We start from the raw sequence: 26,384 nt of genomic DNA on the forward strand, positions 1-26,384 counted from the left end.
GACGACGCGCCCCGGGGCACCGCGCCCAGGGGCGCGTCGCTGCGTCTGCAACCGCCGGGACGAGCCCGGGTCAGCGCACCCGGAGCCGCTTCATCAGCTTGAGCGAGCCCAGCATCTGCTTGACGTAGGCGTCGTAGTCCTGGCCCGGCCGCGCGCCGAGGACCTGCTTCTTGAGGACGGCGACGTTCTTGACGTCGGTGTACTTCAGCAGTCCCTGGTCACCGTGGCGGGCCCCCACGCCCGAGCTCTTCACCCCGCCGGACGGCGTGCCCTTCGAGGCGTACGCCGTCGCGAGGGCGTCGTTGATGTTGACGTTGCCCGACTCCAGCCGGGCCGCGACCGCCTCCGCCCGAGCCAGGTCGCTGCTCCACACCGACGCGTTGAGGCCGTAGTCGGTGTCGTTGGCCAGCCGCACCGCCTCGTCGACGCTGCGGTAGCGGTGGAGGCCGACGACCGGCCCGAACGTCTCGGTGCGCCCCGCGAGCATGTCGCCGGTGACGCCCTCGAGCACGGTCGGCTCGAAGAACGCCGGCCCGAGGTCGGGGCGGGCCCGCCCACCGGTCAGCACCGTCGCGCCCTTGGCGACGGCGTCCTCGACGTGCGCGGCGACCCGGTCGCGGTGGTCGGGCGAGACCAGGCTGCCCAGCTCGGGCCCGAAGTCGTACGACGCGCCGATGCGCAGCGACCGGGCCCGTTCGACGAACGCGTCCCGGAGCTCGTCGTACCGCGCCTCGGGCAGGTAGATCCGCTCGATGTGCATGCAGATCTGCCCGGTGTTGCCGAACACGCCGAAGATCGCGCCGTCCACCCACTCGTCCACGTCGACGTCGTCGAGCACGATCATCGGGTTCTTGCCGCCGAGCTCGAGGCAGCAGCCGATCAGGTTGCGGCCGGCCCGCTCGCCGATCACCCGGCCGGTGGCGGTGGACCCGGTGAACATGACGTAGTCGGCGTTGTCGATCAGCGTCGGCCCGACGTCGGGCCCCTCTCCGCAGACGACCTGGAACAGGCCGCGGGGCAGGCCCGCCTCCTCCAGCAGCGCGACGCCGTAGAGCGGGCTGAGCGCGGTCTTGTTGTCGGGCTTGACCACGACCGCGTTGCCCGCCATCAGCGCCGGGATGGCATCGGAGAGGCCGGTCGCGAACGGGAAGTTCCACGGCGCGATGATCCCGACCACGCCCTTCGGGACCCGCACCTCGGTCGAGCTCGACAGGAACGGCACCGGCCCGCCGCGCCGGGTCGGGCGGAGCAGCTTCTCGGCCCGGCGCAGGTAGTGGCTGATGACCATCGGCGGGTCGCAGGTCTCCTCGACCGCCATCCGCCGGTTCTTGCCGCTCTCGGCCTGGATCAGGTCGGCCGTCGTCAGCGCGTTGTCGACGAGCAGGGTGTGCGCCCGGGAGAACACCTCGAGCCGCTTGGCGACCGGCCACTCCGCCCACAGCCGCTGAGCGGCGCGGGCCTCGTGGAAGGCCCGCTCGATGTCGTCCGGGGTCGACTGGGGCAGCTCGACGAGCACGTCGCCGGTGTAGACCTCGGTCAGCTTCCAGGTGGCGCCGGTCGTGCCGGGGACCCGGGCGACCAGCCGCTCGAGGAGGTCGTCGGTGAGGGTGGCCGGACGCGTCGTGCTCACGGTTTCCTCCTCAGCTGCCGGCGAGGACGGCCTCGGCGGCCTTCTCGCCGATCATGTAGCACGGGGCGTTGGTGTTGCCGCCGGTGATCGACGGCATGATCGAGGCGTCGGCGACCCGGAGACCGTCGATGCCGCGGACCCGGAGGTCGGGCCCGACGACGGCCCGGTCATCGCCCCCCATCCGGCAGGTGCCGACGCCGTGGTAGACCGACGTGGCCCGGTTGCGGATCGCGTCGCGGAGCTCGCGGCCCCGCAGGCCGGCGCCCGGGTGCACCTCCTCCTCCACCGTGCCTCCGAACGCGGCGCCGGCCATGATCTCCCGGATCATCTCGGTGCCCTCGGCGAGCACCTCGAGGTCGTCGCCGACGTCGAGGAACCCGAAGTCGATGAGCGGCGGGGCGGCGGGGTCGGCCGCGGCGAGCCGCACCTGGCCCCCGGCTGCGCGGGTAGATCAGCGTGGAGAAGACGGTGATGCAGGGCCGCAGGTCGACCTTGTGGCGCACGGCCTCGTCCTGGTTGGGGCTCGGATAGCTCCACGGGAGCATGTGCAGCTGGAGGTCCGGCACGTCGGTGGCGCGGGACGTGCGGACGAAGCCCACCGACTCGAACACCGAGTTGGCGAGGAAGGAGCCGCCGCGGGTGAGCTCGACGAGCAGCCCCTTGGCGAAGTACGACGCCTTCCCGCGATGCAGCACCGACGGCACGTGGAACGTCATCGCGTGGAACAGGTGGTCGTGGAGGTTGTCGCCGACGGGCAGGTCGGCGACCACGTCGATGCCGAGGCTGCGGAGGTGGTCGGCCGGCCCGACGCCGGAGAGCATCAGCAGCTGCGGCGAGCCGAAGACGCCCGCGGAGAGGATGACCTCCTTCCCGGCCCGTACGTGCCGGCGTACGCCGTCCTTGTCGCGCACCTCGACACCGGTGGCCCGGCCGTTCTCGACGGTGACCCGGGTGACGTGGACCTCGGTCTGCACCTCGAGCGTCGGCGGGGCGAGGTGGTGGACGTAGCCGCGCGCCGAGCTGTAGCGCAGGCCGTCGGCAGCGTTCTGCTGCATCCGGCTGATGCCCTCCTGCTCGGCTGCGTTGTAGTCGTCGAGGACCTTGACGCCGAGGGTGTCCGCCGTGGCCTGGATGAACTGGAGGGTGGCCTCCTGCGGCGTCTTGTTGCGGGTGATGCGGATCGGGCCGCCGGCGCCGCGGTACTGGTTCTCGCCGTCCTCGAAGTCCTCGTAGCGCTTGAACGCGGCGTTGACGCTGTCGGCGTCCCAGCCGGTGTTGCCTTCGTCGGCCCAGGCGTCGTAGTTGGCGCGGTTGCCGCGCACGTAGACCATCCCGTTGACCGAGCTGGAGCCGCCGAGCACCTTGCCCCGCGGCGCCGGCATCCGGCGGCCGTCGAGGGACTTCTGGGGCACCGAGTAGTAGCCCCAGTCGTTGAGCCTCTTGATCCGGGGCTCGGCGTGCATCGGCCCGATCATCCCCGGGACCTTGGTGAGCAGCTGCTCGTCGGACTTCCCTGCCTCGAGCAGGATCACGCTGGCACCCGACTGGGCCAGGCGCGCGGCCACGATCGACCCGGAGCTGCCCGACCCGGCGACGACGTAGTCGGCCTCGTTGCTGCGCTGCCTGCGCTTGCCCATCCCGCACTCCTGATCGCGCTCGTCCACGGCTGGCCCGACAACTGTAACGCGTTCTAGTTTCGGGCGTACAGGTCTCGCGTACGGACGAAGCCCTTTCGCCCGCTGGGCCCGCCCCCCTCCACGGGCGGCCGAGCCTTGGGCGACCGCGGAGGCTGGGAGCGTGCAGACCTTCCTGCCCTACGCCGACTTCGAGCGCTCCGCCCGCAGCCTCGACCCCAAGCGGCTCGGCAAGCAACGGGTCGAGACGATCCAGGTGGTGCGGGCGCTGACCCGGCCCGGCTACGGCTGGGCCAACCACCCGGCCGCGTTGATGTGGAAGGGCTTCGAGGAGGCGCTCGGCCGCTACGGGTTCACGTGCTGCGCGGTCTGGACCGAGCGCGGGTTCGGCGACACGTGCGCGGCGACGATCGCGGCCGACCTGCGCGCGGCAGGCGTGACCGCGGTGCGCTCGCAGGAGGAGCTCGCGGCGGCCGGCGCCCTTCCGCCGTGGCTGGGCGACGAGGAGCTGCACCGCAGCCACCGCTCGGCGCTGGTGCGCAAGGACCCCGACCACTACCGGCCGCTGTTCCCCGACGTGCCGGACCACCTGCCCTACGTCTGGCCGGTGCGCTCCGAGGCGGTGGTCGAGGCGGAGCGGCGGCGCGCGGAGAACCGGGCCCGCCGGCAGGCGTGTGAGCTCGAGCGGCGGGCGCTCGAGGTGGAGCGGCAGCGGCGCCGCCGCAGCCGCGCGGCCAGGAAGGCCTGGGAGACCCGGCGCCGGCGGGCGGCGGAGGAGGCGGCCCGGGCACAGTGGCGGAAGGAGGGTCGGGGCGGCGACGACGCCGTGGACTAGGGTCGCGTGATGGACGTCCACAGTCGGCTCAACGTCACCCTCTCCGGAGTGCCGGACGGGCAGCCGATGCTGTTCGCGCACGGCTTCGGGTGCGACCAGCACATGTGGCGGCTCGTCACACCCGCGTTCGCCGACGCGTTCCGCCTCGTCCTCTTCGACCACGCCGGGTGTGGCGGCACGCCCGCGGCCGCCTGGGACCCGGAGCGCTACTCCTCGCTGCAGGGGTACGCCGCCGACGTGCTCGACCTCGTCCGCGAGCTCGACCTCCGTGACGTCGTCCTCGTGGGGCACTCCGTCTCGGCGATGATCGGTGCGCTGGCGGTGATCGAGGAGCCCGAGCGCTTCGACCGGCTGGTGATGGTGGGCCCCTCGCCCCGCTACGTCGACGACCCGGCCGCCGGTTACGTCGGCGGGTTCGGCGCGGAGGACATCGACGAGCTCCTCGACTCCCTCGCCAGCAACTACCTCGGCTGGTCGGCGGCGATGGCGCCGGCGATCATGGGCAACCCCGACCGGCCCGAGCTCGGCGCCGAGCTGTCGGAGAGCTTCTGCCGGATGGACCCGGCGGTCGCCCGCCGGTGGGCCGAGACCACGTTCCTGTCCGACAACCGCGCCGACCTCCCGCGGGTGGGCGTCCCGACGCTGGTGCTGCAGTGCCGGGAGGACGTGATCGCGCCGGTCTCCGTCGGAGAGTACGTCCACGCAGCGGTCCCGGGCAGCGAGCTGGTGCTGCTCGACGCCACCGGCCACTGCCCGAACCTGAGCGCACCCGACGCGACGGTCGAGGCGATCCGCGGCTTCGTCAGGGGCAGCAGGGCGGCCGGGTGACGGAGCCCGCTCGCGACGCGTTCCTCGACGCGCTCGTCGAGGACGACCCGGTCCGGCTCTACGACCGGGCGCCCTGCGGCTTCCTCTCCACCACCCCGGACGGGGGTGGTGGTCAAGGTCAACGCGACCCTCTGCACCTGGCTCGGGCGCTCGCGCCAGGAGCTCGTCGGCGTCCGGCTGACCGACCTGCTGACGCCCGGCGGACGGATCTACCACGAGACCCACTACGCACCGATGCTCCGGATGCACGACACGGTCCGCGAGCTGGCGCTGGAGCTGGTGCGCCGCGACGGCCGACGCCTCCCGGTGCTCCTCAACGCCTCCCTCGAGCGCGACCCCGCCGGGGCACCGTCGGTGATCAGGGTCGCCGTCCTCGACGCGACCGAGCGCCGCCGCTACGAGCGGGAGCTGCTGGTCGCGAAGGAGCGCGCCGAGGCCTCGGAGGAGCAGGCGCGCGCGCTGGCCCGGACCCTCCAGCAGACCCTCGTGCCGCCGGCCGAGCCCCGGGTGCCTGGCCTGGAGGTGGCGACCGCCTACCGGCCCGCGACCGACGGGCTGATCGTCGGCGGGGACTTCTACGACGTGTTCCCCGTCGCCCACGACGAGTGGGTCGTCCTGCTCGGCGACGTCTGCGGCAAGGGCGCGGAAGCGGCCGTCATCACCTCGCTCGCACGGTGGACCGTACGGGCCGCCAGCGTGACCTTCGCCGAGCCGTCCCGCACCCTGGCCAACCTCAACGAGGTCCTCGTCCAGCACGAGACCGAGCGGTTCTGCACCGCCGTGCTGGTCCGGCTGCGCCGCGACGGCGGCTCGTGGCGGGCCACCCTGAGCGTCGGCGGGCACCCACCGCCGGTGCGGGTGGCGGCCGACGGCGGCGCGGAGCCCGTCGCCGCCGCGGGGCCGCTCATCGGCGTCTTCGACGATCCGGGGTTCGCCGACCACGACCTGGTGCTCGCCCCGGGCGAGGGCCTCGTGCTCTACACCGACGGCGTCACCGAGGCCCGGCGCGGCACCGCGTTCTTCGACGAGGCCGGGCTGCTGGCGTCGGTCGAGGCGCACGGCCCCGACCCCGCGAAGCTGGTCGACGGGCTCGTCGACGACGTCGCCGATTTCCGTGCCGGCGATGCCGACGACGACGTCGCCGTGGTGGCGCTCCGGGTGCCCGCCACCTGACGCTCGCCGACCTGGGACGATGGGTGCGTGCGCATCCTGTCGATCCAGTCCTCGGTGGCCTACGGCCACGTCGGCAACTCCGCCGCCGTGTTCCCCCTGCAGCGGCTGGGGCACGACGTGTGGCCGGTGCTCACCGTGCACTTCTCCAACCACACCGGCTACGGCGCCTGGCGCGGGCCGCTGCTCGACCCGGCCGACGTACGCGCGGTCATCGGCGGGATCGAGGACCGGGGCGTGCTCGGGCAGGCCGACGCGGTCCTGTCCGGCTACCAGGGCGACCCGGCCATGGGTGCGGTGATCCTCGAGGCGGTGGCGCGGGTCAAGGAGCTCAACCCCGACGCCGTCTACTGCTGCGACCCGGTGATCGGCGACGTCGGACGCGGCGTGTTCGTGCGCCCGGGCATCCCGGAGTTCCTCCGCGACGAGGTGCTGCCGAAGGCCGACGTGCTGACCCCCCAACCACTTCGAGCTCGACTTCCTGTCCGGCCGCACGACGCGCACGCCGGAGGAGGTCCTCGCGGCGGTCGACGAGGTCCGGGCGCGCGGCCCGCGCAACGTCCTGGTCACGTCGGTCGTGTACGGCGACCCGCCGCCCGCCGCCGCGGCCGGGCCGCGCCCGGGGCAGACCATCGACGTGGTCTCGGTCTCCGACGAGGGCGCCTGGGCGGTCACCACGCCGCTGCTGCCGATCACGCCCAACGGGGGCGGCGACATCACAGCCGCGCTGTACCTCGCGCACCTGCTCGACACCTCCTCCCCGGCGGCTGCGCTCGAGCGCACGACCGGCACCGTGTTCGCCGTGCTGGAGGCGACGCTGGCGGCCGGCACCCGGGAGCTGCAGATCGTCGGTGCCCAGGAAGCGATCGCCCACCCGCCGACCGGGTTCGAGGCGCGCCGGCTGCGCTGACCGCGGGCTACCGGGCGTGGGCGGCGCGGGTCCGCGGGTTCTCGGCGAACCACTGGCGGAACGTCAGCTGCTGCTCCAGGTCGACGTCGCGGTTGCGTGCGGCGAACGCGTCGATCGCGAGGTCCACGTCCTTGCCGCGCCCCTCGATCACTTCCTGGTAGCTCAGGAACAGGCGGCGGCTGAACGTCTTGGCTGGTGTGGACACGAGGGACCCTCCCGAGAGGCGCTTCGTACTGGTGACCATGGTGCACCAGGGCTCCCGGCCTCCGCACATCGGTCCGGACGTCGGGAGGGCGGGTCGGTCGCGGGCCGCGGCCTCCGGTGCCTGCGGTTCGTGACCAATCCGCACTCCCTCGGTGTTCGGGTGACTCCCTCGGTGCTGTGACTGCCCACAGCACCAAGGGAGTCAGCGCAACTCCGAGGTAGTGCGCTCCCGGCGGCGCATAAGTCCTGCACCATCAAACGGAGCCGGTGACAGGGATCGAACCCGCGACATCCTCTTTACAAGAGAGGTGCTCTACCAACTGAGCTACACCGGCCGGCGACCCGGTCATGGTAGTCGGCGGACCGGCCGTGGTGGTGGGCGGCCGTGGGCGGCGAGGAGCACAGCCGTCCCGGACCTCAACCTCGCTTGAAGTCGAGGTCCGTTCGCGGCACGATAACGGCATGGCCCTCCTCACGATCGGGCAGCTGGCGGAGCGCGCGGGCGTCGCGACCAGCGCCATCAGGTTCTACGAGTCCAAGGGCCTGATCCGGTCCACCCGCACCGCGGGGAACCAGCGACGCTACGAGCAGTCGACGCTGCGCCGGGTGTCGTTCGTCCGCGCCGCGCAGCGGGTCGGGCTGACCCTCGACGAGATCGCCGAGGCGCTCGCCGGGCTGCCGGAGAACCGCACGCCGACGAAGGCCGACTGGCACCGGATCAGCCGCGAGTGGCGCCCGCGGCTCGACGAGCAGATCCGGCGGATCGAGCTGCTCCGCACCCGCCTGGACAGCTGCATCGGCTGCGGCTGCCTCAGCCTCAGGAGCTGCGCACTGATGAACCCCGGCGACATCGCCGCCGAGCACGGCCGGGGCGCGGTCCTCCTCGAGCCCTGACCGGCCGCCACCGCGCCCTCCGGCAGCGACGTCGGCGACCCGCGTATGTTGCTGTCATGGCGCTGCACGTGGTCGCCAGCAGGACCGACCCCGCCCTGCTGACGCTCCCCTGGTCGACGCCGCTGGCTGAGTGGCCGGACGAGTACGTCGTACCGCTCCCCGCGGCCTGTCGCGGCACGTGGTGCGGATCGTCCGGGCGCGCGACCAGACGCTCGCGGTCAAGGAGACCCAGGAGCCCATCGCGTTCCGCGAGTACCGGATGCTGCGCGACCTGCGGCGCCTCGACCTGCCCACCGTGGTGCCCAGGGGCGTCGTGACCGGCCGCGTCGACGCCTCCGGGGAGCCGCTGCCCGCCGCACTGCTGACCGAGCACCTGCAGTTCTCGCTGCCCTACCGCAGCCTGTTCCGCCACGGCCTGCGGGCCGAGAACCTCCCTGAGCTGCTCGACGCGCTCGTCGTGCTGCTGGTCCGGCTGCACCTCGCCGACTTCTACTGGGGCGACGTGTCCCTGTCCAACGTGCTGTTCCGGCGCAGCGCCGGCGGGTTCGCGGCGTACCTCGTCGACGCCGAGACCGGCGAGCTGAAGCCGACCCTGTCCGACCGGCTGCGCGAGCACGACCTGACCGTCGCCGGCGAGAACGTCTTCGCCGAGCTGCTCGACCTCCAGGCGGGCAACGAGCTCGACCCGGACGTCCAGGCGCTCGAGATCGTCGACCTGCTCGCCGAGCGCTACGACGCGCTGTGGAGCGAGCTGACCGCCGAGGAGGAGTTCGAGCAGGCCGAGATGTGGCGCATCGAGCAGCGGATCGAGCGGCTCAACGACCTCGGGTTCGACGTCGACGAGCTCGACATCGTCACCGACCTCGACGGCGACCGGATCCGGATCCAGCCCAAGGTCGTGGAGGCCGGCCACCACACCCGCGAGCTGCAGGCCCTCACCGGCCTCAGCGTCGAGGACGCCCAGGCCCGCCGGCTGCTCAACGACATCGCGGCGTACACCGCCCACCAGGACCTCGGCCGCGAGGACCGGGCCGTCGTCGCCAACCGCTGGCTGCTGCAGGTCTACGAGCCGCTCGTCGCGATGCTGCCCGACGACCAGCGCGGCAAGCTCGAGCCGGCGGAGTTCTTCCACGAGGTGCTCGTGCACCGCTGGTACCTCTCCGAGCGCGCCGGCCACGAGGTCGACATCTTCGAGTCGGCCGCCGACTACATCAGGAACGTCCTGCCGCAGCGGCCCGATGAGCTGATGGCGCCGGACTAGTCTCACCTGTCGTGGACCTGCCCGTGATGCCGCCCGTCCAGCCGATGCTCGCGAAGGCCGTGAAGGGGGTGCCCGACCCGGCCGCGTTCGACCCCGACGGCGCCTACGACGGGCAGGGGCTGAGCTTCGAGCCGAAGTGGGACGGCTTCCGCTGCATCCTGTTCCGCGACGGCGACGAGGTGGAGCTGGCCAGCCGCAACACCAAGCCGCTCACCCGCTACTTCCCCGAGCTGGTCACCGCCGCCCGCGAGCAGCTGCCCGAGCGGTGCGTGCTCGACGGCGAGATCTTCGTGGCGCTCGGCAGCCGGCTGGAGTTCGAGGTGCTCCAGGAGCGGATCCACCCGGCTCGGAGCCGGATCGAGATGCTGGCCGAGAAGACCCCGGCCGGGTTCGTGACGTTCGACCTGCTCGCCCTCGGCGACACGGCGTACGTCGACCGGCCGTTCGCCGAGCGCCGGACGGTCCTCGAGGACGCCCTCGCCGGGCTCGCCGGCCGCCCGGCCGCCGGCAGCTGCCACCTCACCCGCACCAGCCGCGACCGCGCCGTGGCCGAGCAGTGGTTCCACCAGTTCGAGGGCGCCGGGCTCGACGGCGTGATCGCCAAGCCGATGGGCGCGCCCTACTCCCCCGGCGCCCGCACCATGCTCAAGATCAAGCACGAGCGCACCGCCGACGTGGTGGTCGCCGGGATGCGCGAGCACAAGACCAGCACGCCCGAGCGGCCGCTGCTCGGCAGCCTGCTACTCGGTCTCTACGACGACGGCGAGCTGCAGCACGTCGGCGTGAGCGCCAGCTTCACCGAGAAGCGGCGCGCCGAGCTGTGGCAGGAGATGCAGGCGCTGGTGTGCCCGATCGAGGAGCACCCGTGGGGGCGGTGGAGCGAGTTCCTCGTCGCCAACCCGGGCCGCCAGCCCGGCACCCAGAGCCGGTGGAGCCAGGGCAAGGACCTGTCGTTCGTGCCGCTGCGGCCGGAGCGGGTGCTGGAGGTGAAGTACGACGCCATGGAGGGGCGCCGGTTCCGCCACACCGCGCACTTCAAGCGGTGGCGCGACGACCGTGACCCGGAGTCGTGCGGCTACGACCAGCTCGAGCAGCCGGTGAGCTACGACCTGGCCGACGTCCTCGGCGGGTGATGCTCGACCAACCCTCAGGCGGGGTGTAGGACTGGGGGGCATGGAGACCTCAGCCGAGCGGTACGACGTGGTGCTCCTCGTCGAGCAGCCGCTGACCGCCGTCGACGCGGAGCAGGTGCGCTCGCTGCACGCCGGGCTCGACGCGCACGTCGTCTACCACGTCCTGCTGCCGATGGCCGACGCCGCGGCGGCGGTCGAGGCCTCGCTCGGCGCGATGGGCGGCGCCGATCTGCTGTCCCCTCCGATGACGCCCACGCCCGACGAGCTCGCGGCGCTCCGGGAGGAGAACCGCGGTCGGGCCGAGCGCGAGCTGGCCAGCACCGCCGGTGCGCTCACCGCGGCCGGCGCCGAGGTCGGCAGCGGCACGATCGTCAGCGAGCCGCCGGTCGACGCGCTCGCGGCGAAGGTGGCCGAGGTCGACGGCCGGGGAGGCGATCGTGCTCACCCGCCCCCACGTCGTCGCCGAGTTCTTCCACGTCGACTGGACGTCGCGGGCGCGCCGCCGGCTCGGCGTACCGGTGCTGCACCTGCTGGAGCACGAGACGTTCGACGAGCAGGCCGGCGGCGGCGAGGGCGTCTCCGGGGTCTGACCCTCACGCCCCCGCGGCGCCCTGCTCCACGACGATGTCGAGGTGGCCCGCGTGCCGGGCGTACTCCGCGAGCACGTGGAAGCAGATCCACTCCAGCGTCGGCGGGTCGGCGTCGAAGCGCCCGCCGACCCGGGCCACGGCGTCGAGCGGGTGCGACGCCAGCACCGCCCGGGTGCGCTCGCCGACCGCCTCGAGCCGGGCGGCGAGGTCCTCGGCGGTGACGCCGTCGGGCACGTGCCAGCGGCCGCCGGCGCCGGGCTCGGTGGGGTCGGCGACGTCCCAGTCGCCCCACGGCGCCGCGACCGGCTCCCCGAGGAACCCCCACACGAACCACCGCTGCTCCATGTGCAGGACGTGGCTGAGCAGCTCCAGCGGTGTCCAGCCCGACGGCACCAGCGACGCGCGCTGCCGCTCCGGCGGCAGGGCGAGGACACCGCCGACCATCTCGGAGCGCACCCAGTCGAGGTACGCCGCCCACCGCGCCGCGCCCGCGGGTCCGCTCTTGGCCGGCTCGGTGTCGTCGCGCGCCATCCGCTTGTCCTCGGTCGTCACGGCCGCAGCCGCTCCGGGCCGACCCAATTGCCCTTGTCGTCCCAGTGCTCGGCGACCTTCTTGCTCGGCTGCACCCGGGGCGGCTCGCCCGGCATCTTCGGGTAGTCCGGCGGGAAGCTCAGCTCGCCGCCCGGCAGCTCCTCCCACAGCTCGAGCAGCGGCTCCAGCGAGAACGCCTCGTCGTCGATGGTCGCCCACGGGTCCCCGGCGGCGACCCGGTCGGGCACGGTGAACAGGTTGTGTTCGCGGGGGTCCTCGACCTCCGCGATCTCCGCCCAGGTCATCGGCGTCGACACCGGGGCGCCCGGGAGCGGGCGCAGGAGTACGCCGACGCGATCGTGCGGTCGCGGTTGTTCTGGTTGTAGTCGACGAAGACCCGCTCGCCCCTCTCCTCCTTCCACCACGCCGTGGTGACGCCGGGGTCGCGGCGCTCCAGCTCACGGCCGAAGCCGATGGCGGCGTGCCGGACGTCCTCGAACGTCCACCGCGGCTCGATCCGCACGTAGACGTGGATGCCGCGGTTGCCGGAGGTCTTCGGGTAGCCGCGGATCCCCCCGCTCCTCGAGGACCTCGCGGGCCAGTCCCGCCACCCGGACGACGTCGGCGAACGAGGTGCCCGGCTGCGGGTCGAGGTCGATCCGCAGCTCGTCGGGCCGGTCGAGGCTGCCGGGGTCGTCGGTCCGGCGGACCGGCCACGGGTGGAAGGTCAGCGCGCCCATCTGCGCGCACCACGCGGGGGACGGCGATCTCGGTGGGACAGATCTCGTCGGCGGTGCGGCCGGAGGGAAGGTGATCCGCACGGACTCGACGAAGTCGGGCGCCCCCTTGGGGACCCGCTTGGTAGAACGCCTCGGCGTCCTTGTCCCAGGGGCCGGTGGCGAGCTTGAAGCCCTCGCGGACGCCGCTCGGCCACCGCTCGAGCGCGGTCGGCCGGTCGCGCAGCGCGCGCATCAGGCCGTCGGCGACGCTGACGACGTACTCCACCACCATCAGCTTGGTGACCTCCGGCGTCCGCTCGGTGGCCTCGTAGATCACCCGGTCGGGGCTGGAGACCCGGACCGTGCGGTCGCCTGCCTGCACCTCGGCGGCTGCGGTCTTCGCCATGGCCCGACCCTAGCCGCGGTCGCCCCCCGCTGCCGCGAGGTGACAGGCGGCGACGTGGTCGTCGACGGCCGGCAGGACCGGCAGCGGCGTGCCGCGGCACGCGTCGGCGACGCCGTTGGCCCGGCCGGCGGCGAGGGCCGGGCAGCGCGGGTGGAACCGACAGCCGCCGGGGATCCGGGTCGGGTCGGGCACCTCGCCTGTCAGCACGACGGGGTCGGGCCGGCCGGCCTCGGGGCAACACCGAGAGCAGCGCCTTGGTGTAGGGGTGCCGCGGGTCGGAGAGGACCTCCTCGGTCGGGCCGGACTCGACGATCCGGCCGAGGTACATCACCGCGGTCCGGTCGGCGACGTTCCACGCGAGCCCGAGGTCATGGGTGACCACGAGCACCCCGAGACCGCGCTCCTCGCGGAGCCGCAGGAGCAGGGCGAGCAGCTCGCCGCGGATCGAGGCGTCGAGGCTCGACACCGGCTCGTCGGCGATCAGCAGCGCCGCCTCGAGCGCGAGCGCGCCGGCGAGCAGCACCCGCTGCCGCTGCCCGCCCGAGAGCTCGTGCGGGTAGCGGAGGAACCAGCGCTCCGGGGGTCGCAGGCCGGCGGCGGCGAGGGCGTCGGCGACCCGCTGCTCCTCCGAGCCGCCCAGCCGGTGCAGCCGGATCCCCTCGGCGACCGACTCGTAGACGGTGTGCCGGGGGTTCAGCGCGCCTGCGGGGTCCTGCAGCACCATCTGCACCGTCCGGCGCAGCGACCGGAGGTCGCGCGGCCGCCGCCCGACGGGGGCGCCGTCGAGCAGCACCTCGCCGCGGGTCGGCGGCTGGAGCCCCATCAGCGTCCGGGCGAGCGTCGTCTTGCCCGACCCCGACTCGCCGACGAGCGCGACGATGTCGCCGGAGCGCACCACGACGTCGGCGCCGTCGAGCGCGGTCGCCACCTGGCCGCCGCGGGTGGGGAGCTCGACGGCCAGCCCGCGCCCCTCGAGGACGTGGTCGCCGGCGCTCACGGCTCACCGACCCGGATGCAGGCGGCGGCGCGATCGGGCGCGTGCTCCTCGAGCGGCGGGTCCACGGCGGTGCACCGGTCGACGGCGCGCGGGCACCGGGGCGCGAACGAGCAGCCCTCGAGCGCCAGCCGCAGGTCGGGCGGGTCGCCCGCCAGCCCGGCGGGGGCGTAGCGCGACGCCGGGTCGCCGATCCTCGGGAACGCCGACGACAATGCGGCCGCATAGGGGTGGAGGGCCGCGCCGAAGACCTCCTGCGCCGGTCCCTCCTCGACCACCCGGCCGGCGTACATCACGGCGATCCGGTCGCACACCTGGCGCAGGACCGCGAGGTCGTGGCTGATCAGCACCATGCCGACCCCCAGCTCGCGCACGAGGCCGGACAGCAGTGAGAGCACCTGCGCCTGCACCATCACGTCGAGCGCGGTGGTCGGCTCGTCGGCGATGACCAACGACGGCCGGCAGGCCAGCGCCATCGCGATCATCACCCGCTGCCGCTGCCCGCCCGAGAGCTGGTGGGGGTACGCCGTCCGGCGCGAGGCCGGCAGCCCCACCTGCTCGAGGAGCTCGCCGACGCGGCGGTCGAGCTCGGCCCGGCCGACCTCCGGCTCGTGCAGCCGGATCGGCTCGGCGATCTGGGTGCCGATCCGCCGGACGGAGTTGAGCGAGTGCAGCGCGCCCTGGAAGACGATCGAGGCTCCTGCCCAGCGCAGCGCCCGCAGGTCGCCCCAGCGCATCGTGAGCACGTCGGCGCCGTCGACGAGGACCGACCCGCTGACCCGGGCGGTGGCGGGGTGCAGCCGGAGCACGGTGCTGGCGAGCGTCGACTTGCCGCACCCGGACTCGCCGGCCACGCCGAGCACCTCGCCGCGCCGCACGTCGAGGTCGACACCGCGCAGCGCCACCACGTCGCCCTCGTCGGTGCGGTAGGCGACCTTGAGGTCGCGCACCGACAGCAGCCCGCTCACCGGCGCTCCCGCAGCCGGGGGTCGAGCACGGCCTCGAGCGCCTGCCCGACGAGGGTGAACGACAGCACGACGAGCACGACGCAGATGCCGGGCGGCACGATGAACCACCACGAGCCGGTGGTGATCGCGCCGGCACGGAAGGCGTCCTGGAGCATCGACCCCCACGAGACCCGGGTCGGGTCGCCGAGGCCGAGGAAGCTCAGCGTCGTCTCCGACAGGATGGCGACGGCGACGGTCAGCGTGGTGTTGGCGAACACCAGCGGCATCACGTTGGGGAGCACGTGCCGGCGCAGCAGGTGGCCGTGCCCGGCGCCGAGCACCCGCGACCGCTCGAGGTAGGCGCGCTCCTTGACCGACAGCGTCTGGCTCCGGATGAGGAGCGCCGTGCCTGGCCAGGAGGTCACCCCGATCACGATCGCGATGTTGAGCAGCGACCGCCCCATCACCGTGGCCAGCACGATCGCCAGCGGCAGGAACGGGATGACGAGGAACCACTCGGTGAGCCGGAAGAGCACCGCGCCCGGCCAGCCGCCGAAGTAGCCCGAGAGCAGCCCGACGACGGTGCCGATGACCATCGAGATCACGGTGGCGAGGACGCCGACCAGCAGGCTGATCCGCGAGCCCCAGATGAGGAGCGTCAGCACCGAGCGCCCGTTGTCGTCGGTGCCGAGCGGGTACGACGCGCTCGGCGGCTCGAGCACCCCGCCGGTCGCGCGGGTGACCGACAGCCCGTCGGCGTCGGCGACGACCGGCGCCAGCAGCGCCAGCAGCACGAACAGCAGCAGGACGGCCGCGCCGACGAGGCCCGAGCGGTGCCGGCGGAACTCGCGCCAGCCCCGCTGCCGGGCGGCGGCCCGGCGGCGGCGGGCGACGGTCCGCGCCGACGGCGCCGCGCTGCCGGTGGGGCTCGTCGTCGTCATGCGCGCACCCGCGGGTCGAGCAGGCCGTAGACCAGGTTGGCGGCCAGGTTGGCGAGGATCACTGCGGCGGACGCGACGAGGAACGTGCCCTGCAGCACCCAGTAGTCGGGCACCGAGAGCGCCTCGGTGGCGAGCAGCCCGAGACCGGGGATCGAGAAGACGGTCTCGACGGTGATCGCCCCGGCCACGACGAACCCGAAGTTGAGCGCGACGACGGTCGTCGTCGGGAGCAGCGCGTTGGGCACCGCGTGCCGGTTGCGCACGGCGACGTCGCGCAGCCCCTTGGCGCGGGCGGTCGTCAGGTAGTCCTCCCCCATCTCGTCCAGCAGCGAGCTGCGCATCACCAGCGCGTAGTCGGCGAGGTAGGCCAGGGTGAGCGTGAGGACGGGCAGGGCGAGGTGCCGGGCGGTGTCGAGGACGCCCGCGACCGACCAGGGGTCGGCGTCGACGGAGTGCAGGCCCCCGGTCGGGAAGAGGCCGGGGAGGGGCCCGATGCCGACGGCGAGGACCGCGATGAGGAGCAGGCCGAGCCACCACTCGGGCATCGAGTAGAGCGTCAGCGAGGCGCTCGTCGAGAACCGGTCGAACGCGCCGCCCCGCCGCCAGGCGCCGCGGATGCCGAGCCAGATCCCGATCAAGGCGGCGAGCAGCGTGGAGGTGCCGACGAGCAGCAGCGTCGGGCCGAGCCGGTCGACGATCAGGTCCGAGACCGGCACCCGGTAGCGCAGCGAGACGCCGAGGTCGCCGGAGAGGGTGTTGCGCAGGTAGGTCAGGAACTGCTCGCCGAGCGGCTGGTCGAGGCCGTAGTTCCGGTTGAACGCCTCCAGCTGCTCCTCGGTGGTGAACCGGCCGCGGCCGAGGGTGCGGGCCGGGTCGCCGGGCAGCACGCGGAACAGGAAGAAGTTCACGACCAGCAGGAACACCAGGCTGCCCAGGGAGCCGAGCACCTTGCCCAGCGCGTAGCGCCCGAAGCCGCCGCCGCGCGGACGGCGCGGGGCCGCCCCCTCCTGGACCAGGTCGGCCCCCGCGACGAGCGTCATTCACGGTCCCCGGCGGTGGCCCGGCGGCGCGCCAGCACCACGCCACCGGCGACGACGACGAGCAGCGCCACGACCCCGGCGCCCACCACGAAGCCGGTGCTCACGCCGTCGGACCCCGAGCCCTCCTCGGCGGTCGTCGCCTCGCTGAGCCCGTCGCAGTCGCCGGCCTCGTCGGCCGGCCGGACCGAGAGGTAGGAGTGGATCCCCCTGCTGGAAGAGCCACAGGCCGTCCGGGCTCGGCTGGTTCTGCAGGCAGGCGAAGCGGTCGCTGCGCACCGCCTGCCCGGTGGTGTTGTAGGCGGTCAGGAGGTAGGGCGCGTCGCGCCACAGGATCTCCTGCATCCGGTGGATCTGCTCGACCCGGGTCTCGTGGTCGAGCTCGGCGCCCTGCGCCTCGAACAGCTCGTCGTACTCCTCGTCGCAGTACCACGAGTCCGACCAGCTGCCGCGCTGGTCGCAGGTCATGTAGCTGAGCATCGACGTGGGGTCGGCGTCGACGTACCAGCCCCACTCGAAGGCGTCGAACTCGCCCTCGAGGATCACGTCGGTCAGCTTCGACGACTCGACGCTGGTGACCTCCGCCTCGATGCCGAGGTCGGCCAGCCACTCCTGGAAGTACGTCATCACGTCGGTGGAGGTGTCGGAGTCGGAGCGCGCGAACAGCCGCAGGGTCCCCCATCGGCGACCCGTCCGGCAACGTCCGGAGACCGTCGTCGCCGACGGTGTAGCCCGCCTCGTCGAGCAGCTCGGCCGCCCGCTCCGGGTCGTGGCCGAGCTCGTCGGCCGGCGGCTCCCAGTGGTACTGCGCGAGGCCGGGCGGCACGATCGTCGAGCCCGGCTCCCCGGCGCCCTGGTAGACCGTCTCGACCAGCCGCTCCCGGTCGACGGCGAAGCCCAGCGCGTAGCGGAACTCCGGGTCCAGCACCGCGGGGTTGGGGTCGCCGATCGGCTCCCCCGTCTCGAGGTCGACCGACCCCGCGTTGAAGGCGATCTCGTCGAACCCGGTGGTGCTGGCGTTCTGGGCGAGGATGCCGTCGCGCCCGCCGAGCGCCTCCACCTGCAGCGCCGAGATGCCCTCGACGTAGTCGACCTCGCCCTTGACCAGCGCCTGCACCGCCGGGTCCTCGCTCTGGAAGACCCGGAAGACGACCTCGTCGACGTGCGGCGCGCCGCGCCAGTAGTCGGGTTGGCCTCGAAGCGGTACGTCGACCCGCCGGCGGTGCCCTCGACCAGCCGGAACGGCCCGGAGCCGACGACCGGCCGACCGTCGGTGGGCTCCGCCGCGAACGACCGCATCTCCTTGCCGTCGACGTCGCCCCAGACGTGCTCGGGGACGATCGGGATCGGCACCATCGGGAGCACGCTGTTGGGCCGCCGGAGGCGGAGCTCCAGCGTCGTCGGGTCGGGCGCCGTCGCCTCGGTGACGCCGGCCAGCCACGACGACCAGGTCGCCGACTCCGGGCCCTTGCCGAGCACCCGGCTGTAGGTGAACGCGACGTCGTCGGCCGTCAGCGGCTCGCCGTCGGACCAGGTCACGTCGTCGCGGATGGTGAAGGTCCAGGTGAGCCCGTCCTCGCTGGTCTCCCACTCGGTGGCGAGCGAGGGGCTGCACCGACAGGTCGTCGACCGCCAGCGTCGTGAGCGTGTCGTAGGTGAGCGCCCACATCTCGTAGGACTCCACCTCGATGCCGAGGAACGGGTTGAAGCTGTCGACCTCGTTGAGCAGGGCGACGGTGAACCGGGTCGGCTCGTCCTCGGCCGCGGCCGGTCCGGCACCGGGCCCGGCCAGCCCTGCCAGCCCGAACGACGCCACCAGGACCGCTGCCGCGACCGGCCGGACCGGCGTACGTTGACGCCCGTGCAGCCACCCCTCGCCCCGCAGCGCCCGGACCAGCACGTCGAGCACGGGACGGCGCGACCCGACCCGTGGTCGTGGTTGCGCGACACCGGCGCCGGCGACGTCGTGGACCACCTCACGGCGGAGCGGGCCTACTACGACTCTGCGTGCGCCCATCTGGACTCCCTGGTGTCCGAGCTCGGCTCCGAGATGGCCTCGCGGTTGCCTCCGACGGAGCTGTCGCCCCCCGTGGCAGCGTTCCCGCTTTCCTACTACACCGAGCACGCCGCTGGTGAGGAATATCCGGTTCTGCACCGACGATTTCGCACCCCCGGCCCACATGATGAGACGAATTCCCTCTTCAGAAGGCAAAATCTCAACGATTTTCGCGTCGAGGCGGTGCTCGACGTCGGAGCGCTCGGCGACGACAGCGGCTACCTCGCCCTCGGCCTGACCATCGTCTCCCCCGACGAGGACCTGCTCGCCTACTCCGTCGACACGGTCGGCGACGAGGTCTACCGGCTCCGGTTCCGCGACCTGCGCACCGGCGAGGACCTGCCCGACGAGGTGCCCCGCACCTACTACGGCGGCGCCTGGAGCGCCGACTCGGCCACGTTCTTCTACACCGTCCACGACGAGGTCTACCGGCCGTTCCAGGTCTGGAGCCACCGGATCGGCACCCCGGTCGCCGACGACCGGCTCGTGCTCGAGGAGCCAGACCGGGCCTACGAGCTGCACCTGCGGGCCAGCCGCAGCGGCGACCTGGTCGTCGTCCTGAGCGAGAGCCGGACGACGAGCGAGGTGTGGTGCATCGACGCGCACCGGCCCGACGCCCGGCCGTGGTCGGCCGGTGGCCGGCGCCACGGCGTCGTCTACCGCGCCGAGCACGTCCGCGACGACGCCGGCGGCCCGGGCCACCTGCTGCTGGTGACCGACGACCGGGCCCCCGGAGCTCCGGGTGGTGCGCGCGCCCCGTGCCGCTGGCCGGCGACCAGGACTGGACGACGTGGACCGAGGTCCGCGCCGGGCGGCCGGACGAGCGGGTCGAGCGGGTCGACGCCTTCGCCGGCCACGTCGTCCTCAGCGTGCGCTCGGGATGGGAGCACCGGCTGCGCCTGCTGCCGCACGACGACCTCGGGGGCGACGGCGTCCTGGTGAGCAGCCGGTTCCCGTGCGGCGCGGTGCACCTCGCCCGCAGCACCGACTACGCCGCCACCGCCGTCGTTGTCGTCGACCGCGCGCACGTGCAGCCGGAGGTGTGGCGCCGGGTCGACCTGGCCACCGGCCGCGAGTCGGACGTCGGCGGGCAGGTGGCGCCCGGCCACGACCCCGGCCGCTACGTCACCGAGCGGCTCGCCTTCCCCCTCCGCCGACGGCACGGCGGTGCCGGTGACGGTGGTCCGCCACCGCGACGTGCCCCTCGACGGGACGGCACCCGCCCTGCTCTACGCCTACGGCGCCTACGAGTACACGTTCGAGCCCGACTTCGACCCCGCGCTGCCCAGCCTGCTCGACCGCGGCGTGGTCTTCGGGCACGTCCACGTGCGCGGCGGCGGCGAGGGCGGGCGCCGGTGGTGGCTGGCGGGCCGGCTCGAGCACAAGCAGAACACCTTCACCGACCACTGCGCCGTCGCCGACGGCCTCGCCGGAGGCCACGTCGACGGGCGCGGATCGCGACCCGGGGCCTCAGCGCGGGCGGCCTGCTCCAGGGTGCCGTCCTCAGCCAGCGGCCCGACCGATGGCGGGCGGTCGTCGCGGAGGTGCCGTTCGTCGACGTCGTCACCACGATGCTCGACGACACGGTCCCGCTCACGGTCAACGAGTGGGAGGAGTGGGGCGACCCGCACCGGCCCGAGGACCACGCCTGGATGCTCGCCTACTCCCCCTACGACAACCTGCCACCGGTCGGCGTACGACCCGACCTGCTGGTGACCGGTGCCCTGCACGACCCGCGGGTGGGGGTGCACGAGCCGGCCAAGTGGGTCGCCGCGCTGCGGGCGAGCGACACCGCGTGGGCGCCGCGGTGCCTGTTCCGCTGCGAGGTCGGTGCCGGCGCCCACGACGGGCCGTCCGGCCGCTACGGCCACCTGGCCTACGAGGCGGAGGTCTACGCATGGGTGCTCGACCGGCTCGGGGTGGTCGCCCCGTGACCGGCTCGACGGGCCCCACGGGCATCGATCTGGCCGAGGAGACGCTCCGGGTCGCGCGCGACCTGATCCGCATCGACACCAGCAACGCGCCCGCCGAGCACCTGGGCCGGCCGCCGGGCGAGGAGACCCTGGCCGCGGAGTACCTCCACGGCTACCTCACCGGCCACGGCGTCGAGTGCGAGCTGGTCGCCCGGGACGAGCGGCGGGCCAACCTCGTGGCGCGCATCCCGGGGTCCGGCGACGCCCCGTCGCTGGCCTTCGTCGGCCACACCGACGTGGTGCCGGCCGACGCCCGCGACTGGACCCACCCGCCGTTCGCGGCCGTCGTCACCGACGACGGCTGGCTGCACGGACGCGGCGCCGTCGACATGAAGGGCGAGGTGGCCGCCCGCGCGGTCGCGATGGCGGCGCTCGCGCGGTCCGGCTTCCGGCCGCGCGGCGACCTGTGGCTGCTGGCCGTCGCCGACGAGGAGGACGGCATGTACGACGTCGGCATGCGGTGGCTGCTCGAGGAGCGACCCGACATCCGGCCGGCGATGGCCGTCAACGAGGGCGGCGGCGAGCGGCTGCCGCTCACCGACGGCCGGGTGGTCGTGCCCGTCGGCGTCGGCGAAGGGCACCTACCCCGTGCGGGTCAGCGCCGTCGGCGAGGCCGGCCACGCGTCGACGCCGTCGATCGGCCGCAACGCCGTGCCGCTGCTCGGGAGGTGCTGCGCCGTGTCGGCGCGGGGATGCCCGCCGCCCAGCCCTCGCCGCTGCTCGAGCGCACCCTCGAGGTGCTCCTCGGGTCGGTGCCGGCCGACCTCGCCGAGGGGGCGGAGCGGGCCGGCAGGCTGCACCCGGCCCTCGCCCACCTGCTGCCCGCGCTCACGGGCACCACGATGGCGCCGACGATGGTCGGCGGGTCCAGCAAGCGCAACGTGATGCCCGCCCGGGCCTGGGTCGAGCTCGACTGCCGGATCCTGCCGGGCACGACCGCCGACGAGGTCGAGCGGGCCGTCCGTGACCGGCTCGGCCACGACCTGCCCTACGAGCTCGACTGGCCCGAGCACCTCGTCGCGGGCAGCAGCTCGCCGGAGTCCCTCCCCGCTGATGGACGCCATCGCGGCGACGATGGCGGAGGTGGCGCCGGCCGGGCCGGACGGGTCGCCCGTGGAGCCGGCCGCGCTGCTCCCGCTGCTCGGCACCGGGTTCACCGACTCCGTCTACCTGCGCGCCGGGGCCGGCACCACGGCGTACGGCTTCAACCCCTACGTGCACACCCCGGCCGACGTGCTGGAGGCCGGCTACCACAACGCCGACGAGCGCATCCACGTCGCCGACCTGGCCCTGTCGGCCCGGTTCCACGTCGCGCTCGCGCAACGGGTGCTCGGGTGAGCGCGGCCGGCTCGGTGATGACGGTCCGCGGGCCGGTCGCCGCGGACGCGCTCGGGGTGGTGCTGCCGCACGAGCACCTCTTCAGCGACCTGCTCGTGGAGTACCGCGCGGCCGGCCTCCTCGACGACGAGGCGCTGGCCGTGCAGGAGCTCGGCCGGTACGCCGCCGCCGGCGGCGGCACGCTCGTCGACCTCACCACCGACGAGATCGGGCGCGACCCCGCCGCGCTGCGGCGGGTGTCGGAGGCGACCGGCGTGCACGTCGTGATGGGTTGCGGGCACTACCGCGACCCCTACCTCGACCGGGCCTGGTTCGACCGCACCTCGGTCGACGAGATCGCCGCCGCGATGGTCGCGGAGATCACCGACGGGGTGGGCCCGGAACGGGTCCGGCCCGGGATCATCGGTGAGATCGGCTGCGACCAGGGCCACCTCTCCGCGGCGGAGGAGCGCTCGTTCCGGGCGGCCGCCCGCGCCCACCTGGCGACCGGGCTGACCATCTCCACCCACGCCGCCCGCCGGCCGGTCGGGCTCGACCAGCTCGCCGTGCTCGAGCACGAGGGCGTCGACCCCCGCCGCGTCGTCGTCGGGCACTGCGACACCGTGCCGCGGCCGGCGTACCACCTCGAGCTCGCGCGGAGCGGCTGCTTCGTCCAGCTCGACGGCTTCGGCTCCGACGGCGGCCACTACGAGGACCGCGCCCTCGGCTACCTCGAGGCGCTGGCCGAGGCCGGCCACCTGCGCCAGCTGCTCCTCAGCCACGACGTCTTCCTCCCGCAGCACCTGCACGCCCACGGCGGCACCGGCTACGACCACCTCCTCGTCGAGGTCGTCCCCCGCCTCCGCCAGCGCGGCTTCACCGACGACGACCTGCACACCCTGCTCGTCGACAACCCCCGCCGCGCTCTGACCGGCGAGCCGTAGGCGGCGGACCGAGCAGCGCGGACGCTCGCCCGTGCCACCCGGGGACGTCATACGGATCGTGGGCGATCGCCCTCGGGGCGCATGACGTCCGCGGCTGGGGACGGTTGTCGGCGACTGAGGAAGAACGAGCAGCGTGGGCGCTCGCCGCGGGGGTCGCGGCGCTTGGTTGATTGCTCCGACCGTGCGCCAGGTGGCTTGGGGTCGTCGTTCTGTGGTCGGGGCAGAAGCGAGGGGTTGTGCGGTTGATCGCGGTCACCTGGTGACGGGGATCCACCGCGCAGGCCCGCGAGGCGGTGACCGGGCATGCCGCTGGCCCCGCCGAGTCGGGCGGGGTGCTGGGCGCGGTGCCTATTGCTCGGGCGGGTCGGTGCCGGCGTCGTCACCGGGGTCGAGGGCCCGGGTGACGGCGGCGGTGACGAGGTAGCGGTGCCGAGACGGGCTGGTCCACAGGTACACCGTCGGGGCGAGGCGTTCGTAGCTCCAGCCGGCATGGGTCTTGGCCCGATGATGACCGCGACACAGGGCTGCCAAGTTGCACGGACACGTCACGCCACCGTGGGCGTGCGGCTGGATGTGGTCGACGTCGCTGCGTTCGGCGCGCTTGGCGCACCCGGGGAACACGCACTTGTGGTCACGCTGGACCACGGTCCGGCGGTGGCGGTCGGGCACTTCGTAGGCGTCGACCGGCTCGCAGCCGGCGAGGTCGAGGACCGGGCGGACGATGATCCGCCCCGCCGCACCACACCACTGACGGATCTGCTCGGCGGTGACGGGAACCTGCAGGTTCTGCAACCGACCGACGCACGCCCCTTCGGATGCGGCGGCGTCGTCGCTGAGGGCGGTGTCGGTGAGGTGGACGAACAGCTCGATGCCGCGTCCGCCGACCGGGCGCGGGTGCTCCGGCTGGTCGCCGTCAGCGTCGTCGCCGGCGAGGTCGAGGGTGAGCTGGTCGCGGGCGATCTCACCGACCGCCTTCGCCCGGCGGACGTCGAGGGAGTCCTCATCGCCGAGTGACGCGAGCTCCTTCGCCTTCGCGGCAACCGCGCGCTCGAGATCCATCGCGTCGGCGGTGTCGAGGACGCCGTCGACCGGCACCACACCCTCGGTGCCGGCGTGGTCGAGGTCGATGTCGAACCGTCGAGACTCCTCCGCACGCCGGCGGCGGGCCTCGGCGAGGTCGGGCTGGAACCGGGTGATCGCCTCCTCGACGAGCCGGTCGATCTGCGCCCACGAACACCCCGCCACGAACGAGGCGAGGTGATGGTCCACGAAACCGACGGCCGCCTCGTTCAGGAGGCGGGTCTGGTCCGCGATCCGCAGCGCCTTCCACACCGGCACCACACCTTCTTCGACCTTGGCCCAGACCTGCGGCAGCCGATGGGCCAGCTCGACGACGCAACCCACGTAGGACCGAGCCGAATCGAGAGACCGGCCGAGGATCGGTGCGAGCTCGATGATCGCGAAGTCGCTGACCAACGGCGCACCCTCACCCGCCACAGGGGAGCCGGTGTCGAGCCCCCGCTCGGTCAACGTCGCCGCGCCCTCGGTGGTGGGGATGGTGTTGAGGTTGGCCCAGTGCGCGACCCGCTGGACCAGGGCGAGCTCGCGGGCCGCGATCACCGCCCGGTCCTCCGCGACGAGGTCGAGCAGCTCGTGGGTGAACGTCTTCACCGGCACCTCGGCGACCGCAGGCTCGGTCTCGACCACCCGCGCCGCAGTCGCGGCGGGGAGGTCGAAGAGCGGCGCGGTCCCGAGTTCCATGAGACCTAGTCAACACGCCGCCACCGACACCGCCAGGTGCTCAGAACCCCGCTGTGGAAAGGGAATCGGCACATCGATGCCTGTGGACGACAAGTGGGCCGAACACCCCGTCGTCACCCCCGCGACGCCGCCGGCCGACAACGCCGCGCAACCCCTCGTCGTACCCGTCTCGTCCCCGACCCCAGAACGACGACCCGAGGCAGCCCGGCAACCGGTCGGAGCAATCAACCAAGCGCCGCGACCACCGCGGCGCGCAACCGGCTTCCTCGTCCTAGGACAAGATTCAGCTAGCGTCAGCCGGCTCGAGCGTCAGGCTGATCGAGTTGATGCAGTAGCGGTCGCCGGTGGGGGTGCCGTAGCCGTCGGGGAAGACGTGACCGAGGTGGGAGCCGCAGTTGGCGCAGCGCACCTCGGTGCGGACCATGCCGTGCGAGCGGTCCTCGATGTACTCGATGGTGTCGCTGACCGGCTGGTAGAAGCTCGGCCACCCGCAGCCGGAGTGGAACTTGGTGTCGGACTCGAACAGCTTGGCCTGGCAGGCCTTGCAGCGGTAGACGCCCTTGGTCTCGGTGTCGTTGTACTCACCGGTGAAGGCCCGCTCGGTGCCGGCCTGGCGGAGCACGGCGTACTCCTCGGGGAGTGAGCTCCTGGCGCCACTCCTCGTCCGTCTTCTCGACGTTGTAACCCATGGTGTCGAGGCTACCCGCGCACACCAGTGACGGGCACCACGCCGGACGGCCGCTCAGCCGTCGACCGGGACCAGCGCGGAGCTGATCACGACCGTGCCCTCCCCGTAGGTCTGGTCGGCCCACGCCTGCAGCGTCCCGTCGTCGAACACCACGGAGGCGTCGACCGGGTGGGAGCTGCCGCCGTAGGACAGGACACCGGGAAGGTCACCGAGCTCGTGCCCGATCCGGCGGATCTCGTGGGCCGTCATCGCCGCTTCCGAGACGCACAGCGGGCCGCCCCAGACCTCACGAATCGCCGCCTCGGCAGCGGCGAGGTCGTCGGTGACGGAGACGTTGAGGATCGTGTGCCGCGGGTCGTTCATCGCGAGCTCCCCCTCGATGCCGCTCGGCCCCGCGTCGGCTGCCGGGTTGATCGACTGGTCGAGCCACAGCCCGCCGAAACCCGGCAACCGCTCGGCGAGGCGGATCGCCGCCTGCTGCGCCCGTTCGGTCGTCGTCGCCTCGTCGACCGGCGCCCAGCCGCCCGCGGGCTCCGGGCACGGCGTGTGCCAGACGGGCTCGTCGGGGACGGGAGGGGTGTCGTGCTCCCTCGCCGGGACCACCTCGGTCGGGGTGAGCGCGGTCCCGTCGAAGCTGCCGGTGACCACGAAGTCGCCCCAGCGGGTGCCGGAGCGGGCCTCGAAGTCACCGCGGTGAGCCGCCCAGTCCCAGCCGAGGAGGCGTGGTCCGCCGCACTGGGGCGGCAGCGACTCCATCACCCCGGCCAGGCAGAGCTCCGGGCCGTCGCCGTCGTCGAGGACGGTCACCGGTCCCCCGGTGGTGACCACGCCGTCGGCGGCAGGGACCTCGGTCGGCATCGAGGCGGGCGGGGTCGGCGGGTCCGACGCAGCGGGAGCGGACGGCTCGCTGCCGCAACCGGCGAGGGCGAGGAGGACGACGAGCGGCAGCAGCCTCATGGTCGTACGACGCCGCGGACCGGC

23 protein-coding genes, 1 tRNA gene and 4 pseudogenes are annotated in these 26,384 nt (G+C 73.5%); 11 read left to right on the forward strand and 17 right to left on the reverse strand.

Annotation, left to right across the window (positions count from 1 at the left end; translation table 11 throughout):
- Window positions 1-70: 70 nt before the first annotated feature.
- The 3 genes and pseudogenes from MF408_RS04470 to MF408_RS04480 form a co-directional block, all read right to left on the reverse strand.
- Window positions 71-1,630, reverse strand: coding sequence for a succinic semialdehyde dehydrogenase (locus MF408_RS04470; RefSeq protein WP_240250412.1), 1,560 nt, complete (start codon window positions 1,628-1,630; stop codon window positions 71-73).
- A gap of 10 nt (window positions 1,631-1,640) precedes the next feature.
- Complete coding sequence (locus MF408_RS04475; RefSeq protein WP_240250413.1) at window positions 1,641-2,057, reverse strand: GMC oxidoreductase; 417 nt, start codon at window positions 2,055-2,057, stop codon at window positions 1,641-1,643.
- Between the two features lie 283 nt (window positions 2,058-2,340).
- Window positions 2,341-3,267 (reverse strand): annotated as a pseudogene (locus MF408_RS04480) (GMC family oxidoreductase N-terminal domain-containing protein); the annotation flags it as partial.
- A gap of 160 nt (window positions 3,268-3,427) precedes the next feature.
- Between MF408_RS04480 and MF408_RS04485 the strand changes: the two are divergent.
- The 4 genes from MF408_RS04485 to pdxY all read left to right on the forward strand — a co-directional run bounded on the left by MF408_RS04485 (window position 3,428) and on the right by pdxY (window position 7,168).
- Window positions 3,428-4,099 (forward strand): MSMEG_6728 family protein, encoded by a 672-nt coding sequence (locus MF408_RS04485; protein WP_240250414.1) that lies wholly within the window; start codon window positions 3,428-3,430, stop codon window positions 4,097-4,099.
- 9 nt (window positions 4,100-4,108) lie between these two features.
- Window positions 4,109-4,927: an alpha/beta hydrolase gene (locus MF408_RS04490; RefSeq protein ID WP_240250415.1), complete on the forward strand. Its 819-nt coding sequence runs from the start codon at window positions 4,109-4,111 to the stop codon at window positions 4,925-4,927.
- Window positions 4,928-5,032: 105 nt separating this feature from the next.
- Window positions 5,033-6,100, forward strand: a complete 1,068-nt coding sequence (locus tag MF408_RS04495) for a SpoIIE family protein phosphatase (protein ID WP_240250416.1) — start codon at window positions 5,033-5,035, stop codon at window positions 6,098-6,100.
- Window positions 6,101-6,127: 27 nt separating this feature from the next.
- Window positions 6,128-7,168: a pyridoxal kinase gene (pdxY, locus tag MF408_RS04500; RefSeq protein ID WP_345893843.1), complete on the forward strand. Its 1,041-nt coding sequence runs from the start codon at window positions 6,128-6,130 to the stop codon at window positions 7,166-7,168.
- Between the two features lie 305 nt (window positions 7,169-7,473).
- On the opposite strand, the gene MF408_RS04510 is transcribed toward pdxY, so the two are convergent.
- Window positions 7,474-7,546: transfer RNA gene (locus MF408_RS04510), tRNA-Thr, on the reverse strand.
- Between the two features lie 127 nt (window positions 7,547-7,673).
- Between MF408_RS04510 and soxR the strand changes: the two genes are divergently transcribed.
- The 3 genes from soxR to MF408_RS04525 all read left to right on the forward strand — a co-directional run bounded on the left by soxR (window position 7,674) and on the right by MF408_RS04525 (window position 10,499).
- Window positions 7,674-8,105, forward strand: coding sequence for a redox-sensitive transcriptional activator SoxR (soxR, locus tag MF408_RS04515; protein ID WP_240250418.1), 432 nt, complete (start codon window positions 7,674-7,676; stop codon window positions 8,103-8,105).
- Between the two features lie 130 nt (window positions 8,106-8,235).
- Window positions 8,236-9,366 carry a DUF4032 domain-containing protein gene (locus MF408_RS04520; protein ID WP_240250419.1) on the forward strand — a complete coding sequence of 377 codons (1,131 nt, stop codon included), beginning with the start codon at window positions 8,236-8,238 and terminating at the stop codon, window positions 9,364-9,366.
- 11 nt (window positions 9,367-9,377) lie between these two features.
- Window positions 9,378-10,499, forward strand: a complete 1,122-nt coding sequence (locus tag MF408_RS04525) for an ATP-dependent DNA ligase (RefSeq protein ID WP_240250420.1) — start codon at window positions 9,378-9,380, stop codon at window positions 10,497-10,499.
- Window positions 10,500-10,548: 49 nt separating this feature from the next.
- Here the strand turns inward: MF408_RS04525 and MF408_RS04530 are convergent, their stop codons facing one another.
- A complete protein-coding gene (locus tag MF408_RS04530) occupies window positions 10,549-10,944 on the reverse strand; it encodes a hypothetical protein (RefSeq protein ID WP_240250421.1) in 396 nt (131 codons plus the stop codon).
- Between MF408_RS04530 and MF408_RS04535 the strand changes: the two genes are divergently transcribed.
- Window positions 10,937-11,089 (forward strand): hypothetical protein, encoded by a 153-nt coding sequence (locus MF408_RS04535; protein WP_240250422.1) that lies wholly within the window; start codon window positions 10,937-10,939, stop codon window positions 11,087-11,089. The genes MF408_RS04530 and MF408_RS04535 overlap by 8 nt on opposite strands.
- A 3-nt stretch (window positions 11,090-11,092) precedes the next feature.
- Here MF408_RS04535 and MF408_RS04540 read toward each other — a convergent pair whose 3' ends face one another.
- The 9 genes and pseudogenes from MF408_RS04540 to MF408_RS24935 all read right to left on the reverse strand — a co-directional run bounded on the left by MF408_RS04540 (window position 11,093) and on the right by MF408_RS24935 (window position 18,681).
- The gene (locus tag MF408_RS04540; protein WP_240250423.1) at window positions 11,093-11,641 is read right to left on the reverse strand and encodes a DUF664 domain-containing protein; all 549 of its coding nucleotides are present in this window, start codon (window positions 11,639-11,641) and stop codon (window positions 11,093-11,095) included.
- Window positions 11,638-11,925, reverse strand: a complete 288-nt coding sequence (locus MF408_RS26575) for a hypothetical protein (RefSeq protein WP_345893844.1) — start codon at window positions 11,923-11,925, stop codon at window positions 11,638-11,640. The genes MF408_RS04540 and MF408_RS26575 overlap by 4 nt, the downstream gene beginning before the upstream one ends.
- A complete protein-coding gene (locus MF408_RS26580; protein WP_345893845.1) occupies window positions 11,922-12,143 on the reverse strand; it encodes a hypothetical protein in 222 nt (73 codons plus the stop codon). Before MF408_RS26580 ends, MF408_RS26575 begins: the two co-directional genes overlap by 4 nt.
- Window positions 12,079-12,444, reverse strand: a pseudogene (locus MF408_RS26585) (ATP-dependent DNA ligase); the annotation flags it as partial. The pseudogene MF408_RS26585 and the gene MF408_RS26580, both read right to left, overlap by 65 nt.
- Complete coding sequence (locus tag MF408_RS26590; protein ID WP_345893846.1) at window positions 12,348-13,742, reverse strand: ATP-binding cassette domain-containing protein; 1,395 nt, start codon at window positions 13,740-13,742, stop codon at window positions 12,348-12,350. The pseudogene MF408_RS26585 and the gene MF408_RS26590, both read right to left, overlap by 97 nt.
- Window positions 13,739-14,707: an ABC transporter ATP-binding protein gene (locus MF408_RS04560; RefSeq protein ID WP_240250425.1), complete on the reverse strand. Its 969-nt coding sequence runs from the start codon at window positions 14,705-14,707 to the stop codon at window positions 13,739-13,741. Before MF408_RS04560 ends, MF408_RS26590 begins: the two co-directional genes overlap by 4 nt.
- Complete coding sequence (locus MF408_RS04565) at window positions 14,704-15,627, reverse strand: ABC transporter permease (protein WP_240250426.1); 924 nt, start codon at window positions 15,625-15,627, stop codon at window positions 14,704-14,706. Before MF408_RS04565 ends, MF408_RS04560 begins: the two co-directional genes overlap by 4 nt.
- Window positions 15,624-16,667 carry an ABC transporter permease gene (locus MF408_RS04570; protein WP_240250427.1) on the reverse strand — a complete coding sequence of 348 codons (1,044 nt, stop codon included), beginning with the start codon at window positions 16,665-16,667 and terminating at the stop codon, window positions 15,624-15,626. Before MF408_RS04570 ends, MF408_RS04565 begins: the two co-directional genes overlap by 4 nt.
- Window positions 16,668-16,767: 100 nt before the next feature.
- A complete protein-coding gene (locus MF408_RS24935) occupies window positions 16,768-18,681 on the reverse strand; it encodes an ABC transporter substrate-binding protein (protein WP_275693343.1) in 1,914 nt (637 codons plus the stop codon).
- Between MF408_RS24935 and MF408_RS04585 the strand changes: the two are divergent.
- The 3 genes and pseudogenes from MF408_RS04585 to MF408_RS04595 all read left to right on the forward strand — a co-directional run.
- Window positions 18,604-19,389, forward strand: a pseudogene (locus MF408_RS04585) (hypothetical protein); the annotation flags it as partial. The gene MF408_RS24935 and the pseudogene MF408_RS04585 overlap by 78 nt on opposite strands.
- Window positions 19,390-19,478: 89 nt before the next feature.
- Window positions 19,479-20,654 carry a prolyl oligopeptidase family serine peptidase gene (locus tag MF408_RS04590; RefSeq protein ID WP_240252214.1) on the forward strand — a complete coding sequence of 392 codons (1,176 nt, stop codon included), beginning with the start codon at window positions 19,479-19,481 and terminating at the stop codon, window positions 20,652-20,654.
- Complete coding sequence (locus MF408_RS04595; protein WP_240250428.1) at window positions 20,651-22,954, forward strand: M20/M25/M40 family metallo-hydrolase; 2,304 nt, start codon at window positions 20,651-20,653, stop codon at window positions 22,952-22,954. Before MF408_RS04590 ends, MF408_RS04595 begins: the two co-directional genes overlap by 4 nt.
- Before the next feature lie 348 nt (window positions 22,955-23,302).
- Here the strand turns inward: MF408_RS04595 and MF408_RS04600 are convergent, their stop codons facing one another.
- The 3 genes and pseudogenes from MF408_RS04600 to MF408_RS04610 all read right to left on the reverse strand — a co-directional run bounded on the left by MF408_RS04600 (window position 23,303) and on the right by MF408_RS04610 (window position 26,360).
- Window positions 23,303-24,715 carry an HNH endonuclease signature motif containing protein gene (locus MF408_RS04600; protein WP_240250429.1) on the reverse strand — a complete coding sequence of 471 codons (1,413 nt, stop codon included), beginning with the start codon at window positions 24,713-24,715 and terminating at the stop codon, window positions 23,303-23,305.
- Window positions 24,716-24,998: 283 nt separating this feature from the next.
- Window positions 24,999-25,404, reverse strand: a pseudogene (gene msrB, locus MF408_RS04605) (peptide-methionine (R)-S-oxide reductase MsrB).
- A 53-nt stretch (window positions 25,405-25,457) separates the two neighbouring features.
- The gene (locus MF408_RS04610) at window positions 25,458-26,360 is read right to left on the reverse strand and encodes a hypothetical protein (RefSeq protein WP_240250430.1); all 903 of its coding nucleotides are present in this window, start codon (window positions 26,358-26,360) and stop codon (window positions 25,458-25,460) included.
- Between the last annotated feature and the right edge of the window lie 24 nt (window positions 26,361-26,384).

This window comes from Nocardioides sp. TF02-7, from assembly GCF_022437945.1.
Classification (GTDB): Bacteria; Actinomycetota; Actinomycetes; order Propionibacteriales; family Nocardioidaceae; genus Nocardioides.